At 39.8% G+C, this 15,955-nt stretch carries 13 protein-coding genes; 3 read left to right on the top strand and 10 right to left on the bottom strand.

Annotated features, from left to right (window positions below; all coding sequences use genetic code 11):
* Positions 1–14: 14 nt before the first annotated feature.
* The 4 genes from ACEN25_RS09640 to ACEN25_RS09625 form a co-directional block, all read right to left on the bottom strand.
* Entirely contained in the window at positions 15–1,847 is a 1,833-nt protein-coding gene (locus ACEN25_RS09640; protein WP_441802724.1) for a GNAT family N-acyltransferase, read from the bottom strand.
* A gap of 138 nt (positions 1,848–1,985) precedes the next feature.
* Complete coding sequence (locus ACEN25_RS09635; RefSeq protein WP_441802723.1) at positions 1,986–3,242, bottom strand: aspartate kinase; 1,257 nt, start codon at positions 3,240–3,242, stop codon at positions 1,986–1,988.
* Between the two features lie 6 nt (positions 3,243–3,248).
* Positions 3,249–3,740: a GNAT family N-acetyltransferase gene (locus ACEN25_RS09630; RefSeq protein WP_441802722.1), complete on the bottom strand. Its 492-nt coding sequence runs from the start codon at positions 3,738–3,740 to the stop codon at positions 3,249–3,251.
* Between the two features lie 150 nt (positions 3,741–3,890).
* Positions 3,891–4,316, bottom strand: coding sequence for a TerB family tellurite resistance protein (locus ACEN25_RS09625; protein WP_028377285.1), 426 nt, complete (start codon positions 4,314–4,316; stop codon positions 3,891–3,893).
* Between the two features lie 386 nt (positions 4,317–4,702).
* Between ACEN25_RS09625 and ACEN25_RS09620 the strand changes: the two genes are divergently transcribed.
* The 3 genes from ACEN25_RS09620 to ACEN25_RS09610 are packed head-to-tail and all read left to right on the top strand — an operon-like array spanning position 4,703 to position 9,864.
* Entirely contained in the window at positions 4,703–5,725 is a 1,023-nt protein-coding gene (locus ACEN25_RS09620) for a ligase-associated DNA damage response exonuclease (protein ID WP_441802757.1), read from the top strand.
* A 53-nt stretch (positions 5,726–5,778) separates the two neighbouring features.
* Positions 5,779–7,389 (top strand): ATP-dependent DNA ligase, encoded by a 1,611-nt coding sequence (locus ACEN25_RS09615; RefSeq protein ID WP_441802721.1) that lies wholly within the window; start codon positions 5,779–5,781, stop codon positions 7,387–7,389.
* 6 nt (positions 7,390–7,395) lie between these two features.
* Entirely contained in the window at positions 7,396–9,864 is a 2,469-nt protein-coding gene (locus ACEN25_RS09610; RefSeq protein WP_441802720.1) for a ligase-associated DNA damage response DEXH box helicase, read from the top strand.
* Here the strand turns inward: ACEN25_RS09610 and moeB are convergent.
* The 6 genes from moeB to thiC are packed head-to-tail and all read right to left on the bottom strand — an operon-like array spanning position 9,861 to position 15,926.
* Complete coding sequence (moeB, locus tag ACEN25_RS09605; RefSeq protein WP_441802719.1) at positions 9,861–10,931, bottom strand: molybdopterin-synthase adenylyltransferase MoeB; 1,071 nt, start codon at positions 10,929–10,931, stop codon at positions 9,861–9,863. The two genes, ACEN25_RS09610 and moeB, sit on opposite strands and share 4 nt — an antisense overlap.
* Positions 10,932–12,041: a 2-iminoacetate synthase ThiH gene (gene thiH / locus ACEN25_RS09600; protein WP_441802718.1), complete on the bottom strand. Its 1,110-nt coding sequence runs from the start codon at positions 12,039–12,041 to the stop codon at positions 10,932–10,934.
* Positions 12,034–12,804 carry a thiazole synthase gene (locus ACEN25_RS09595; protein WP_441802717.1) on the bottom strand — a complete coding sequence of 257 codons (771 nt, stop codon included), beginning with the start codon at positions 12,802–12,804 and terminating at the stop codon, positions 12,034–12,036. The genes thiH and ACEN25_RS09595 overlap by 8 nt, the downstream gene beginning before the upstream one ends.
* A gap of 9 nt (positions 12,805–12,813) precedes the next feature.
* Positions 12,814–13,479 (bottom strand): thiamine phosphate synthase, encoded by a 666-nt coding sequence (locus tag ACEN25_RS09590; RefSeq protein WP_441802716.1) that lies wholly within the window; start codon positions 13,477–13,479, stop codon positions 12,814–12,816.
* The gene (locus tag ACEN25_RS09585; RefSeq protein WP_441802715.1) at positions 13,460–14,059 is read right to left on the bottom strand and encodes a thiamine phosphate synthase; all 600 of its coding nucleotides are present in this window, start codon (positions 14,057–14,059) and stop codon (positions 13,460–13,462) included. The genes ACEN25_RS09590 and ACEN25_RS09585 overlap by 20 nt, the downstream gene beginning before the upstream one ends.
* Positions 14,060–14,069: 10 nt before the next feature.
* Positions 14,070–15,926: a phosphomethylpyrimidine synthase ThiC gene (thiC, locus tag ACEN25_RS09580; RefSeq protein WP_441802714.1), complete on the bottom strand. Its 1,857-nt coding sequence runs from the start codon at positions 15,924–15,926 to the stop codon at positions 14,070–14,072.
* Positions 15,927–15,955 lie beyond the last annotated feature (29 nt).

The raw sequence follows: 15,955 nt of genomic DNA, 5'->3' as shown, positions 1-15,955 counted from the left end.
TCTTTTGTTCTGTTCTAAGACTCTCTAGCAGACTCTTCTTCTTCCCGCTTAGATTGCTCTAGTTTTTGTTCTAATTCTGCCTGAAACTCTTCTAAAACCGGTTTTACTGTACTTTCAGGAAGATCTTCTATACGTATATACATTAACCCGTCTATTGCGTCATTAAAAAGCGGATCTACATTAAAAGCGACAACTTTAGCATTTTGCTTAATGTATTTTTTGATCAAAACAGGAAGACGCAGGTTACCGGTTTCCATCTCTTCAATGATTTTATCAAACTTATTCAGGTCTGCTTCTGTCTCGTCAAAAACAAATTCTTTATCAGCATCCTTCAGCTTAACCTTAAATTCTTTTTTCGGTCTAATGTATTGTGCCACATAAGGATCGTAGTAATGCGAGCGCATAAATTCAATCATCAAAGATTTTGAGAAATTAGAAAACTGGTTGCTAATACTTACCCCGCCTATAAGATATTTATGTTCTGGAAAACGCAAAGTTGTGTGCACAATACCTCTCCACAGCAGGAATAATGGCATTGGTTTTTGCTGATATTCTTTTATGACAAATGCACGTCCCATTTCAATACTCTCACCCATCATCTTGTGCAATTCAGGCTCAAATCTAAAAAGACTTTGAAGGTAAAAACCATTTATACCAAGTTTCGGCATAATCTGAGAACCCAATCCCATACGGTACGCGCCAGCGATTTTTTTATTGTCTTCATCCCATAAAAACAGGTGATGATAATGGCGGTCATAACCATCCAGGTCTGTAGGTTCATTAGTTCCTTCTCCCACTTCTCTAAAGGTGATCTCGCGTAAACGACCTATCTCATTTAGTATATTCGGAATAATTTCGGCGGAAGCCAAAAACACTTCATAGTTTTTGCTTTGCAACAGGCGACGCTCATTATCCCGAAGAAAATGAACTTCCTTCTCAATAAGCTCAGACTTCACACCTTTTACAATCTTTTTAGGCTCTTTAGGCACTTTTAAAGACTGCGGAATAGTACTCAAAATTGACTTTTTCTCAAAAGTCTTGGCAAGCATATAGGTTTTCTTTCTTAAAAATTCGGTGAATTCTTCTAATGTGGCATGCTCTTTTTGAGCTGCGACATTTATAGGATTACCTATACGTACGTGAATGGTACGCTTCTTCTGCGTAAGTAATTCTGAAGGTAATTTTGCCGTACGCAACGTATCACTTATACGGGATAATTGATAAAACAGTCGGCTGTTTTTTGCGTGAAAATAAATAGGAACAACAGGCACTTCTGCACGTTTAACGAGCTTCATCGCTGCTTCTTCCCAGGGTTTATCTATAATGAGTTTGTCATCTTTGTAAGTAGAAACTTCCCCTGCAGGAAAAATCCCTAAAGGATGCCCATCTCTTAAATGTGTAATTGCTTGCTTAAATCCTGCAATGCTCGATTTTGCATCTTTGTGATCTTCAAAAGGATTTACCGGCATTACATAGGGTTTAAGCGGCTCTATACGGTGCAGTAAAAAATTAGCGATAATCTTAAAATCAGGGCGCTGCTCTATCATCAGCTTTAAAAGCAGTATACCATCTATACCGCCCAGCGGATGATTACTTATGGTTATGTAACTTCCGTTTTTAGGAAGTCTTTTCAAATCTTCTTCAGGTATATCAAAATCGATCTCAAATTCACCTAGAATAGCGTCCAGAAATTCCAGGTCGCTCAAATGCTTATTACGATCATAAATCTCATTTGCTTTTGAGATTTTGAGCACTTTCATAAGTGTCCAACCCATAAATGTACCCGCAAAACCAAATTTATCTACATTAATTGCTTTTGCGACTTCTTTTGCGGTAACTAATCCCATTAATTGCTAGTGTTCAAAACCTTTAAATAAAAATAAAGGTTGTATCGTTTTAACTAAATTATTTTGAAGGCAAGGCCTACTATTAAAAGACCACCAAGAAGGTAGAAAACAAATATAGGTAAAAACGCAGCAAGCTACCTATAATGTAACCAGTTGAACGGTATTTTGCGCAACTTGTTTTAATAAGATCTGTTTATTTAACTCTAAAACTTTTACAGAATCATCTGTAGCATGTCGCAGTGTGTACAACGATACATCCTGATATACAGTCACCTTGAAGTCTGCCCGCAGCTTTGCAACCAGCGCATCTAAGTTTTTATATTTATTATCTATACACACCGAAAAACTAATAGCAGAGTTCTGTATTAAATCTACCTTCATTTTATACGTACCCAGTAATTTAAAAATTTCACCAATATTCTCTTCGGCCATAAATGAAAAATCTAATGATGCCAACTCTAGCAAAACCTGCCCGGTTTTTAAAATATAGCAAGGCACTTCGGGCTCTATAGCTTTACCCAAACTCACCTGTGTTCCTGGTGCTTTAAAATCGTTAAAAGAGCGTACATAAAGCGGAATTTCCTTACGCTGCAACGGCTGTAATGTTTTAGGATGTAGTACAGACGCCCCATAAAAAGCCAGTTCTATCGCTTCTTGATAGGATATAAACTTTAGTAAAACGGCATTTTCAAAATACCGCGGGTCTGCACTTAAAACACCGGGCACATCTTTCCAAATAGTTACCTGTTTAGCATTTAAACAATAGGCGATGATAGCAGCCGTATAATCACTGCCTTCTCTTCCTAATGTTGTAGTAAACCCATTTGCGTCAGAACCTATAAAACCCTGCAAGAGGTGAATTCCACTTTTAGGCAAATTTCTACTTAGATTACGCATCGTAAGTTCCCAGTTTACTTTTCCTTCTCGGTAACTCGCGTCAGTTTTTATATACTCTCTTACATCGTGCCAGGTGCTTCCTAAACCTTGCTCTTGTAAATAGGCGTTTACGATAGTAGTACTTAAGAGTTCGCCATAACCCACAATCTGGTCATATACAAAATCGTAATCGGGAGATTTATTGCGGTTTAAAAAACCTCTCAATTCATCAAAGAGACTTTGTAATCTTTTAAATACGGGTGCAGCAGGATTTTCAAATAAATCACCTGCAAGTGCAAAATGAAATTCAATAACCGGCTGTAAGGCTTCAATACAACCTTTTGGAGACTCAAAATAGGCCGCAATTACCCGCTCCAGAGCATTAGTCATCTTACCCATCGCCGAAACCACTATTATAAGGTCTTGATTTTCGGTTTCTTTAAGAACGCTTATTAAATTACGTACACCGTCGGCACTTGCTACAGATGCGCCTCCAAACTTGTAAACTTCAAAACTCATAAGCTGTTAATCGAGCATTCCTTTAGTAAACAGAAATTTCTTCATAGCCTCGGTATCCATTTGTACTGTATTCCACTCTCGCATCACATTTGCTCCAGAAGCTTTATAAAAATCAACTGCAGAGGTATTCCAGTCTAGCACGACCCATTCCACACGTTTTAAACCCAGCTTGTAAGTATATTTAATCACTTCGGTATACAATGCCATTCCTATACCCTCGCCGCGGTATTGCTGGCGTACGATAAGATCTTCTAGATGCACGGTACGGCCTTTCCAGGTAGAAAACCTAAAATATACCAATGCTATACCCAGAATTTCACCCTCTCGTTCTGCAATAAAGCACGTAAAATCAGCATCATCACCTGTTCCATAAGAAATAAGATCATCTACAGTAACCTCAACGGCATCCGGTTCTTTTTCATAAACAGCAAGCTCTTTGATTAAGCGTAAAACCTGAGCCATATCGTTAGATTCTGCTATACGTATGTGTACATTCATAAAATGGGATTTTCTCGTTAAAGATACATTTAAAAAAAAAGAACAAAATCACAAGAACCCATACCTTTAAATAGATTATTGAGAGTTCCTTAATAAAAAAACCCGCTACAACAGGTTGTACCGGGTTTAATATATATTTATAACCTGATCTTACTTCTTATTTAAAAGGTAGATATAATCTTCAAAATCTACACCACCTTGAAAAATCTCAATAGATCGCTCTATTAAACTTTTTGATTTTTCTGCACTAAAACCAAGACCTATCGCATATTTTTCAATTAAAAAACGCTCGTGATCATCAATCTCGTGGTCGATAAAAATCATTTTAAACAAATCATGTAAACGCTCTAAACGTTTTTCTGAAGTGTTAGGAGGATTAATTGGGTATTTACGTGCATTTTCAACGATATCAACATATTCACTCTCGTCAATATCAAGTTTAACTGCAAAACGCTTTAAAAGTTTAGTTTCTTCCGCGTTAAGTTCACCATCAACAGTCGCCATATTTGCAATTGCTGCAAAATGACCCAGGTTGCGTCTGTGTTCTCCGCTATCAAATAAATCTGTAAAAGACATGGTTGTATTTTTAAGAGCCCAAAGATAATTAATATGTAATCGTATTAAAACATAAAAGTAATTATTTGAGAGATTGCATTTTCAGCTTAAAAAAGCTAGAAATGCACCGGGCTATACGCGCTACACGGTAGCTTGCTGCTATCCCTATCTCAACGGCAAGTTTAGCAATTATAATTTACTATGAATATTCAAACTTCTTTTTCCTACTTTCCAATTCTCTTTTCTGATATACCTTTTATTTCTATTTTAAAAAACCTGTAAGATCACTTTCAATTTAAATAATTTGATAATCATCAACAATAATTACCTGTTGACGCTAATATTTTCTTAATCCTACAAAGGCTTTACAGACTGCATTGTAACTTTAAATAAAAAAGCTAGAAATCATCGCAGAGCCACTCTTACAATTTAACGACAAAGGTATTTACTGTGCTGCCGCCAAGGTCTATCTCGACCCCTGGAAACCGGTAGACAAAGCCATTATATCCCATGGTCACGCAGATCACAGTCGCTACGGTCATAAAGCATACATTACGCATCATACTAATGTCCCTATTATTCAGCACCGGCTGGGAGCAATTAATGTGACCGGTAAAGAATGGGGAGAAACCTTTATAATTAACAATGTAAAATTTAGTCTGCATCCTGCGGGACATATTATTGGCAGTTCGCAGATACGAGTAGAACACAAAGGTGAAGTCTGGGTATTTACCGGCGATTATAAAACCGAAGATGATGGCATTGCGGTACCTTATGAGCCGGTAAAATGCCACACATTTATTACCGAAAGCACCTTTGGACTTCCGGCATTTAAATGGCGCCCGCAAGCTGAAGTATTTACGGACATCAACAATTGGTGGGCAGAAAATAAAGCCGAAGGTAAGACCTCTATAATATTTGGATATTCATTGGGTAAAGCGCAACGATTACTGCGCTACCTGGACACAGACATTGGTAAGATATATACCCACGGGGCAATAGAAAACATGACCGAAGTCATACGACCGCTTACCCCAATGCCGGTAACCACACGTGTAACCCGAGAGACCAAAAAAGAAGATTTTATAGGTAATATTGTGGTTGCGCCGCCCAGCGCGCACGGCAGTACCTGGATACGTAAGATGGTTCCCTACGTTACCGCATCTGCGAGTGGTTGGATGACTTTTCGCGGAGCGCGAAGAAGAAGAGCCATAGATAAAGGTTTTGTATTGAGCGACCATTGTGACTGGCAAGGTTTACTAGAAAGTGTAAAAGCCACTGGCGCAGAAAAAATCATTAGCACCCACGGTTATACCGATATTTTTACGCGCTATTTACTGGAACAAGGTTACGACGCACGTACCGAAGCTACACAATATGAAGGCGAACTCGGAGAAGAAAATAAAAAAGAAGAATCTGAAGAAAACTAACTGCTCGGCTCCCTTTTCTCTGTTGAGAAGGGCTGGGGATGAGGTACAGCGATATGAAGGCATTTGCACAGCTTATTAAAAAAATAGACAGCACGAACAAGACTAATGTTAAGGTAGATGCACTTACCCAATATTTTCAGGAAGCTTCCCCTAAAGATAAAGTGTGGACGATTGCTATTCTTTCACACCGTCGCCCACCACGCCCGGTAAACACCACATTATTGCGTACCTCGGCGACAGAACTCGCCAATATTCCTTTATGGTTGTTTGAAGAAAGCTATCATATCGTAGGTGATCTCGCAGAAACGATTGCACTGGTGATTCCGGCTTCTGAAGATAGTACCGAAAAAAGCCTGACTCAGTTTCTTGAAGAAATGATTGCCCTTAAGAAAAAAACCGACGAAGAAAAAAGAGAATATCTTCATGAAAACTGGACGAACCTCAACTATTACGAGCGCTTTGTATTTACTAAACTCATTACCGGAAGTTTTCGAATTGGCGTTAGTCAGAAGTTAATGACGCGTGCACTGGCAAAAGCTACAGGTATAGACATTGATGTTTTGGCTTACAAACTGATGGGGAATTGGGATCCTAAAAAAATTAGTTTTCAAGAACTAATTTTAGAAGAAAACGCAGCAGATTACCTCAGCAAACCCTATCCCTTTTACCTCGCCTATGCTATTGAAGACAAACCCGAAGATTTAGGTGATGTAAATAATTGGTACGCAGAACATAAATGGGACGGTATACGTTCTCAGGTAATTATTCGTAATGAAGAATTGTTTGTATGGAGCCGCGGAGAAGAACTCGTTACCGATAAATATCCTGAGTTTGAAGCTTTTGTTTCAGCATTACCTAACGGAACCGTACTAGACGGCGAAATCCTCCCTTATAAAAAAAATACAATAGGCACATTTAATGATTTACAAACCCGAATCGGTCGTAAAAATATTACCAAAGCCCAACTCAAAAAAACTCCTGTAATTCTTAAAGCCTACGATATTCTGGAATGGGATGGCAAAGACATACGTGATCTGGCTTTCACCGAAAGGCGGAGAATTTTAGAAAAACTATATGCCGAAGTTAAAACTGAAGAATTACCATTACATCTTTCAGAAACCATCGAGTTTTCAAATTGGGAAGAGGCAGCAGTAGAACGAGAACGCAGCCGCGAAGTCATGTCTGAAGGCTTAATGCTCAAGCGGAAAGATTCTCCTTACCTCGTAGGTCGTAAAAAAGGCGATTGGTGGAAATGGAAAGTCGATCCGCTTACTATAGATGCTGTTCTCACGTATGCAATGCGGGGTCACGGGAGACGCAGCAACCTATTTACAGATTACACATTCGGTCTTTGGGATGACAATAAAGAAGAACTTGTAACATTTGCTAAAGCCTATTCGGGATTAACAGACGCCGAGTTTCGCAGTTTGGATGCCTGGATTAAGAAAAATACGTTAGAACGTTTTGGTCCCGTGCGCAGTGTCACACCACATCATGTTTTTGAGATCGCCTTTGAAGGCATCGCGCTATCTAAACGTCACAAAAGCGGCGTCGCCACCCGTTTCCCGCGTATGCTGCGTTGGCGGAAAGACAAAAAAATTGAAGATGCCAATACTTTAGAAGATCTTAAGCAGTTGATTCCGAAGCCTGAAAAAGGTGAATAATCTGGTATGACAACTAAACAACTACATACACTCGCAAAATCCTGGTTTAAATCTCAGGGCTGGAAACCTTTTCCCTTTCAGGAAGAAAGTTGGGATGCATTTTTGGCGGGTAAAAATGGTTTATTAAATGCGCCAACAGGAAGCGGAAAAACTTATGCCTTGTGGGCCGGGTTTGTTTTAGACTACATTAAAAATAATCCTGATTATAAAACGAAGCACAAGCCGGGATTAAAAGCAATATGGATTACACCACTGCGAGCGCTTTCAGTAGAAATTGCACAGGCGGCGCAACGGTTTTCTGATGGTTTAGAAACTCAACTAACTATAGGCATACGTACAGGAGACACGCCTCAAGCAGAGCGTGCGAAGCAAAAACGCAAAATGCCAGATTTACTCATCACTACTCCCGAAAGCTTACAGCTTTTACTAACTTCTAAGGGCTACGACAAGGTTTTTAAAGATTGTACCGCAATTGTAATTGATGAGTGGCACGAACTTTTAGGCAGCAAACGAGGCGTTCAGGTAGAGTTAGGCCTTTCAAGATTAAAAACAGTTTCCCCCAAATTACGCATCTGGGGAATTTCAGCAACTATAGGAAATCTCAATCAGGCACGCGAAGTGCTTTTAGGAACCGACTCTGAGGCCTTTGATAATTCAGTATTAATAAAAGCAAATCTCGGGAAATCGTATAAAGTAGAAAGCATTATCCCTGAGACTATGGAAAAATTTCCGTGGCGCGGTCACATGGGATTACATCTGGTTGAAGAAGTTGTGCCTATAATCAATAACAGCAAAACAACTTTACTGTTTACAAATACCAGAGCGCAATGCGAATTGTGGTTTCAGAAATTGATGCATAAACATCCTGAGTATGCGGGCGAACTCGCAATGCATCACGGAAGTATAAATAAAGAAACCCGATTGTGGGTAGAAGAAGCCATTCGCAACGAAAGTCTAAAAGCCGTGATTTGTACTTCTAGCCTTGATCTGGGTGTAGATTTTGCTCCTGTAGAAAGCATTATTCAAATAGGCGGACCTAAAGGCGTTGCGCGCTTTTTACAACGCGCAGGACGCAGTGGTCACCAGCCGGGGAAAGAAAGCGTAATCTATTTTTTACCTACACACGCGATTGAGTTAATCGAAGCTTCGGCATTAGGGAAAGCAGCTATTAACCAAGTGGTAGAAGATCGCATACCGTACTTATTAAGTTTTGATGTGTTGATTCAGTATTTGACGACTTTGGCGGTTTCTGATGGATTTTACCCAGCAGATATCTGGAAAGAAATTAAACAGACCTTCTGTTTTCAGGCAATGACTGAAGATCAATGGCGCTGGATTCTCAATTTTATAACTAAAGGGAGTCAGTCTTTACAAGCTTACGACGAATACAAAAAAATTGAAATTGAAGACGATGGAAAATTTAAAGTAAACAGCAAAGCCGTTGCCATGCGCCATCGCCTGCAAATAGGAACTATCGTGAGCGATGCCGTACTGCAGGTAAAATATCTCAAAGGTGGTTTTATAGGTAGTGTTGAAGAATGGTTTATCTCAAAATTATCGCCGGGTGATGTATTTACGTTTGCTGGTAAAAACCTCGAACTTTATCGCATAAAAGGAATGCAGGTTTTAGTCAAAAAGGCCAAAACTAAAAAACAAGCTCGCGTGGTAAGTTGGATGGGAGGCAGACTCACCTTATCTGCTCAAATGAGCGAACTGCTTCGGGAAGAGCTCTACTCTGCAAACTTACCCTTTGCACAACAAACCCGCGAACTGCAGGCCTTAAAAGAGATTTTTGAGCGTCAGCGTTTGGAATCTATCGTACCTACAAACGACGAATTTCTTATAGAAACTTTTAAAAGTAGAGAGGGCTATCATCATATTTTTTATCCTTTTGAAGGACGTTTTGTACACGAAGCTTTAGGAAGTTTACTAGCATATCGCATTAGTTTACTTTCGCCCATAACCTTTAGCATTGCCTTTAATGATTATGGTTTTGAAATTTTATCAGACCAGAAAATAGATATGCAACAGGTGCTCGATAATGATCTTTTTACTTCAGAGTTTTTATTTGAAGACTTGCAAAAAAGCTTAAACAGTACCGAAATGGCACGAAGGAAATTTAGAGATATTGCGGTCATCAGCGGGATGGTGTTTACCGGATTTCCGGGGAAAATAGTCAAAAACAAACACCTGCAAAGCAATAGTCAGTTGTTGTTTGAAGTATTCAGAGATTATGAACCCGAAAATTTGTTGTTTCAGCAGGCGTATCGTGAGACGTTTGAGCACCAACTTGAAGAAGGCCGCTTGCGTATTGCCTTAGAGCGCATCGAAAATCAAGAAATAATTGTAAAAGAATGCCAGAAAGCAACGCCGTTCTCCTTCCCTATTATTACAGATCGCCTACGCGAAAAACTGAGTAGTGAAAAACTCGAGGATCGCATTAAGAATATGCTGAGGTATCTAGATAAGATTTAGTTTTCGGTAGAAATAACAGCTAAAACTCCTCCTTTTAAACTCACTATTTTTTTAAGCGGAAAATATTCTATAAGTGCTTTTACCGCATTAGCACTGCGTTTTCCAGAGGCGCAATACAATACGAGGTTCTCCTGCGCTGCGAGTACTTGAGGATTTGCCAACAGTTCATTTAAAGGAATGTGCAAACCACCTAAACTGAAATGTTCCCGTTCTTCCTGTTCCCGTACATCTACTAAAAAATACATTTCTTGAGCTTCCGCGTAGGCGGAATAATCTATTTCAGGAATTGAAGGTATCGCACAACTCAAATCCAGTTCAATAAGTTCTGAGATTTTGATGGCCTCATTTTTTGTAAACGGAAGTAGCATTTGAGAAGCTTCAAGACTATTGTAAATGAGAAGTTTCCCAGAAAGCACATTCCCCAAATCTAAAATAATCTTGAGCACTTCATTTGCCTGAAACATTCCTATAATTCCGGGTAGAATTCCCAGTACACCCACTTCGCTACAGGTAGGCATTTCTGCTTCTGAAACCGGCTCGGGGTACAGGCAACGGTACGTAGGGCCGTTTTTGTAATTAAACACAGAAACCTGCCCTTCAAACTTAAAAATAGATCCAAAGACCAGTGGCTTATTGGTTAGTACCGCAGCATCATTCGCCAGGTATTTTGTACTGAAACTATCGCTACCTTCAACAATAACATCATATTTATCAAACAAATCGAGTGCATTTTCCGCAGATAAGCGTGTGGGATAAGTCGCAATTTTCAAATGTGAATTCAGCCTGGTTAACACCTCTTTTGCAGCTTCAACTTTTAATGTTCCGACGTGATTTTCTGTAAATAAAATCTGTCGTTGCAGATTACTAACATCAACGCGATCATCATCTATAATCCCTAATTGCCCTATTCCGGCAGCAGCTAAATACTGTAAAACGGGACAACCTAAACCACCACAGCCAATTACAAGCACTTTAGCATTTTTAAGTTTTTGCTGCCCCAATTCTCTAACCTCATCAAGTAGAATATGTCTGGAATACCGCTTTTTATCTTTAGTAGTTAACATCATTTACCAGTTTTGATCCCAATCTTTCCATACCGGTTCACGACCGCTATCGCGTAACATTTGAGCTATAACCTCGGTACTGCGCTCATCTGAAATTTCAAACTGCTCCAAAGACTGCGGTTCTACCACATAACCTCCGGGATTTGTTTTTGACTCCGCACTCATCGAAGTGATTCCTAAATGCACAATATGATCTCTAAACTTTTCCTGTTCGCGCGTAGATATAGACAGTTCTACATCTTCATCAAGAATGCGGTAGGCACAAATTAATTGCAGCAAATCTGGATCTGTCATTGCTACTTTAGGTTCGAGACCGCCACTAAAAGGACGCAATCTGGGGAACGAAATAGAATACTTCGTTTTCCAATAGGTTTTTTGTAAATATTTGAGATGTAAGGCTGTAAAAAAACTATCTGCTCGCCAATCTTCAAGCCCGAATAAAGCGCCGATTCCTATTTTATGAATTCCGGCTTTTCCTAACCTATCTGGTGTTTCTAACCGGTAATCGAAGTTTGATTTTTTCCCTTTTGGATGGTGTATTTTATAGGTTGCCTCGTGATAAGTTTCTTGATACACTAGTGTGGCATACAAACCTTCTTTAATTAAAAGCACGTACTCATCCTGATCTAACGGCTGTATTTCTATAGAAATGTTTGCAAAATGCGGTTTCAATAAGCGTATCGCATTAGCAATATACCCCACGCCTACCGTCTGATTCGCTTCACCGGTAACCAGCAAAATATGCTGAAAACCTTTATCTTTTAGAAACTGAGCTTCCTTAAGAATTTCTGTATCAGTCAGCGTTTTTCTGGGAATTTTGTTTGTAAGACTAAAGCCGCAATAGGTACAAATATTCTGACACTCATTACTCAAATACAAAGGCGCATACATTTGCATGGTATTGCCAAACCGTTTCTGCGTAATCGCCTTGCTTTTTGCCGCCATTTGCTCTAAAAAAGGTTTTGCCGCAGGCGAAATCAAAGCTTTAAAGTCTTCGAGAGTGGGTTTAGTATTAGCTAATGCTAAATGAACATCGCGTTCTGTTTTAGAAAAAATAGATTCTAAAACGGCATCCCAGGAATGTGCGTTTATGTGCTCTTTAAAATTAGTCATACAGAAATTGAGTTAGTGGGCTGCTTGCCTGTGCGTGTGTAGCTTGCGGTGCAAATCGTGCTGTAAATGCCATTCTACCGGCTTCAACAGCCATTTTAAACGCTCTTGCTATCCTCACAGGATCTGGAGAAACAGCAATTGCTGTATTTACTAAAACGGCATCGGCACCCAGCTCCATAGCATCTGCCGCGTGAGACGGTCTGCCAATCCCCGCATCTATGATAACCGGCACATTGCTTTGCGCTATAATGATTTCTAAAAAATTCCGTGTTTTAAGTCCGTTGTTACTGCCTATAGGCGAACCCAGCGGCATCACACATTGTGCACCTACTTCTTCAAGACGCTTGCACAACACCGGATCTGCCTGTATGTAGGGCATCACCACAAATCCTAATTTTACCAGCTCTTCACATGCTTTTAAAGTTTCGATAGCATCGGGTAATAAGTATTTAGGATCTGGATGAATCTCCACTTTAACCCAGTTAGTTTGTAAAGCTTCGCGAGCCATCTGTGCTGCAAAAACCGCTTCTTTTGCGGTGCGTACTCCAGAGGTATTGGGAAGGAGATGCAGGGTTTCATGAGCAAGATTGCTTATCATATCATCCTCAGTATTTCCTGCTTCTACGCGTTTTAAAGCAACGGTCACCAGCTCACTTTCTGAAGCTAAAATCGCATCGCGCATCAATTGCGAACTGCTGAATTTTCCGGTTCCTGTAAACAGTCTTGAACTGAAGGTTTTATCTGCTATTCTTAATTTTTCCATATGTATTTTTTAAACGTTTTGCCAAATGCTGAATACCTGCTCAATAGGCTCTTCAAGGTTCTGTGATTGAGTAAGTAATCCTGAAACCGCAACACCGTGTATTCCGCAGCTTTTTAATGCCTCAAAATCTTCTGTGGTAATGCCACCAATAGCGATAATAGGTACTGTATTTTGATTTTTTAAATACTTCTGAAGCACGCTTGAATACCCTTCTATTCCTAAAACCGGACTCAGCTTTTTTTTAGTTGAAGTAAATCGTAACGGCCCTAAACCTATATAGTCAACCCCATTTTTTAGGTGATCTAAGCATTGCTCTAGTGTATTTGCAGTACCACCAATTATTTTAGACTCGCCTAAAATCTTTCGCGCTTCTGCGGTTGACATATCCTGTTGCCCTAAATGAACACCGGTTGCATCTACCTCCTGAACGATACTCATAGTATCATTTATAATGAGTTTTGCATTGAATTCATCGCATAATTTTTTCGCTTTATGCGCAGTCTCAAGAACTTTTTCATAAGCTGTATTTTTCATTCGCAGCTGAACCCAATTGCAACCTGCCTTTAAAACCCGATCTATATGTTCTAAATGGGCTTTGCCATCTGCACCCTGAGAGATATAGTGCAAATGAGAAATTTCCATATTTACACGGGTTTTATCTATAAATGTGTTCATACTCATCTTTGATTTTAATAAAAGTTTCTACGGGATTTTCAGAAAGCCAGATCGCGCCCAAAACAGCAATTCCGCTAAATCCCCGTTGGTGTACTTCTGAAATTTTTTCTGAAGTAATTCCGCCCAAAGCGATTATTTGTTGTGGGATATTGTGTACTTTAAACCCTTTCCCTTCATATTCTGTTTTAGAAATCGAAGTAAAAACCGGACTTAAAAAACAGTAATCAAAAAGTGCTGAATAACTATTGAGTTCGTTTATCTCGTGAAAAGAAGTACTCACCTGAAACCCTTTCTTTTTAAGTTTTTCTAATTGAAATCTAAAAGCTTCTGACTCTGTATTGCGCTTCATTTCTTTAAAATGCATTCCCTTACAGCAAAATTCCTCAGCTAGTTTATGATGCTGATGTAGCATCATGGTCGCTAAATAATGAGGCTCAAACTGCTGCAACCAACTTTTCAATTCAGCACAAGAATTTTGTGGTTTGCGGATGTGAACTGTTTTTAAACCCAAATCAATAAGTTGTTTAATTTGGGTTATTTCAGCAGTAAAAAATGTTTCGGCAGTAATAACAACCAGCATCTTTAAGGATTTACAGATATACTTCGCTTCCGTGTTTTTTAAACTCTTCAGACTTTTCCTTCATCCCCTTCTCGAGTGCTTCTTCGGTCTCTAAACCATTTTCTTTAGCGTAATTGCGCACATCCTGACTAATTTTCATCGAGCAAAAATTAGGTCCGCACATAGAACAAAAGTGAGCTACTTTGGCATTTTCTGAGGGTAAAGTCTCGTCGTGAAATTCACGAGCCGTATCAGGATCGAGCGCTAAATTAAATTGATCTTCCCATCTAAATTCAAACCGAGCTTTACTCATCGCATCGTCTCTATGTTGCGCTCCCGGATGCCCTTTTGCAAGATCTGCCGCATGTGCCGCAATTTTATAAGTTATTACACCGGTTTTTACATCTTCTTTGTTAGGTAAGCCCAGGTGCTCTTTAGGCGTCACATAACACAACATCGCACAACCGTACCAGCCTATCATTGCAGCACCTATACCACTGGTGATGTGATCATAGCCCGGAGCAATATCTGTAGTTAAGGGACCCAATGTGTAAAACGGAGCTTCCCCACACACCTCAAGCTGCTTATCCATATTTTCTTTTATCATATGCATTGGGATGTGCCCGGGACCTTCAATAATACATTGCACATCGTGTTTCCAGGCGATTTTTGTGAGTTCGCCTAACGTTTCTAACTCGGCAAACTGCGCATAATCATTAGCATCTGCGATACTTCCGGGACGCAAACCATCTCCTAAAGAGAATGACACGTCATAGGCTTTCATAATCTCACAGATATCCTCAAAATGCTCATATAAGAAGCTTTCTTTATGATGCGAGAGACACCATTTTGCCATTATAGAACCTCCCCGAGAAACAATTCCGGTAAGGCGTTTTGCTGTATGTGGTACATACTTAAGACGTACACCGGCGTGAATCGTAAAATAATCTACTCCCTGCTCTGCCTGCTCGATAAGCGTGTCTCTAAAAATCTCCCAGGTTAAATCTTCGGCTTTGCCATTTACTTTTTCTAAAGCCTGATAAATAGGAACTGTACCTATGGGCACAGGAGCGTTGCGTAAAATCCATTCCCGAGTTTCGTGAATATTTTTACCTGTAGAAAGATCCATTATGGTGTCTGCTCCCCAGCGGCACGCCCATACCGCTTTTTCTACCTCTTCTTCAATGGAGGAACTTACTGCAGAGTTACCGATATTGGCATTTATTTTTACTAAAAAATTACGCCCTATAATCATAGGCTCTGCTTCCGGGTGATTGATGTTTGCCGGGATTATTGCTCTTCCGCGAGCCACCTCATCACGCACAAATTCTGGGGTAATCACTTTTGGAATACTCGCTTCATAACTGTTGCCAGGATGCTGTGAGGTAATGTGTTGTATTTCGGCAAGTTTTTGATTTTCGCGAATTGCGATATACTCCATTTCAGGAGTAATGATTCCCTGACGCGCGTAATGCATCTGAGTTACGTTTTTGCCTGCTTCAGCCTTTAACGGATTTGCATTGCGTACAAAGCGCAAATGATCGAGCGCAGGGTTTTCTTCCTGTTTACGACCGTAAGCAGAAGAAAGCCCTGATAATTGTACGGTGTCTTTTCGGTCTAGAATCCATTTTTTACGTACGGGATCAAGTCCTTTTTTTACATCAATCTCAATATTAGGATCGGTAAATGGACCGCTGGTGTCATACACCAAAACCGGCGCGTTTTTTTCAACCTTACCATTAAATTTATCTACCGTATCTGCCAGAGAAATCTGGCGCATAGGCACTTTAAGGTCTGGGTACAGGCTGCCGCTTACGTACACTTTTTCTGAATTAGGAAAAGGTGCTCGGCTAATGGTTTGTTGCTTTGGGATTTTTTCGGTCTTCATAACGGGTAGTTTTAAGAATTATACGTGTC

It is taken from the genome of Leeuwenhoekiella sp. W20_SRS_FM14 (assembly GCF_052119605.1).
Classification (GTDB): Bacteria; Bacteroidota; Bacteroidia; order Flavobacteriales; family Flavobacteriaceae; genus Leeuwenhoekiella.
Note: the sequence above shows the minus strand (reverse complement) of the source record. Positions and strands in the feature narration are given on the sequence as shown.

Bases quoted from the DNA above. Each gene is read 5' to 3' on its own strand.
- ACEN25_RS09585 (WP_441802715.1), bottom strand. From the start codon at position 14,059: ATGCTGGTTGTTATTACTGCCGAAACATTTTTTACTGCTGAAATAACC.
- ACEN25_RS09630 (WP_441802722.1), bottom strand. From the start codon at position 3,740: ATGAATGTACACATACGTATAGCAGAATCTAACGATATGGCTCAGGTT.
- thiH (WP_441802718.1), bottom strand. From the start codon at position 12,041: ATGACTAATTTTAAAGAGCACATAAACGCACATTCCTGGGATGCCGTT.
- ACEN25_RS09590 (WP_441802716.1), bottom strand. From the start codon at position 13,479: ATGAACACATTTATAGATAAAACCCGTGTAAATATGGAAATTTCTCAT.
- ACEN25_RS09635 (WP_441802723.1), bottom strand. From the start codon at position 3,242: ATGAGTTTTGAAGTTTACAAGTTTGGAGGCGCATCTGTAGCAAGTGCC.
- ACEN25_RS09610 (WP_441802720.1), top strand. From the start codon at position 7,396: ATGACAACTAAACAACTACATACACTCGCAAAATCCTGGTTTAAATCT.
- thiC (WP_441802714.1), bottom strand. From the start codon at position 15,926: ATGAAGACCGAAAAAATCCCAAAGCAACAAACCATTAGCCGAGCACCT.
- ACEN25_RS09595 (WP_441802717.1), bottom strand. From the start codon at position 12,804: ATGGAAAAATTAAGAATAGCAGATAAAACCTTCAGTTCAAGACTGTTT.
- ACEN25_RS09615 (WP_441802721.1), top strand. From the start codon at position 5,779: ATGAAGGCATTTGCACAGCTTATTAAAAAAATAGACAGCACGAACAAG.
- ACEN25_RS09640 (WP_441802724.1), bottom strand. From the start codon at position 1,847: ATGGGATTAGTTACCGCAAAAGAAGTCGCAAAAGCAATTAATGTAGAT.
- ACEN25_RS09625 (WP_028377285.1), bottom strand. From the start codon at position 4,316: ATGTCTTTTACAGATTTATTTGATAGCGGAGAACACAGACGCAACCTG.
- moeB (WP_441802719.1), bottom strand. From the start codon at position 10,931: ATGATGTTAACTACTAAAGATAAAAAGCGGTATTCCAGACATATTCTA.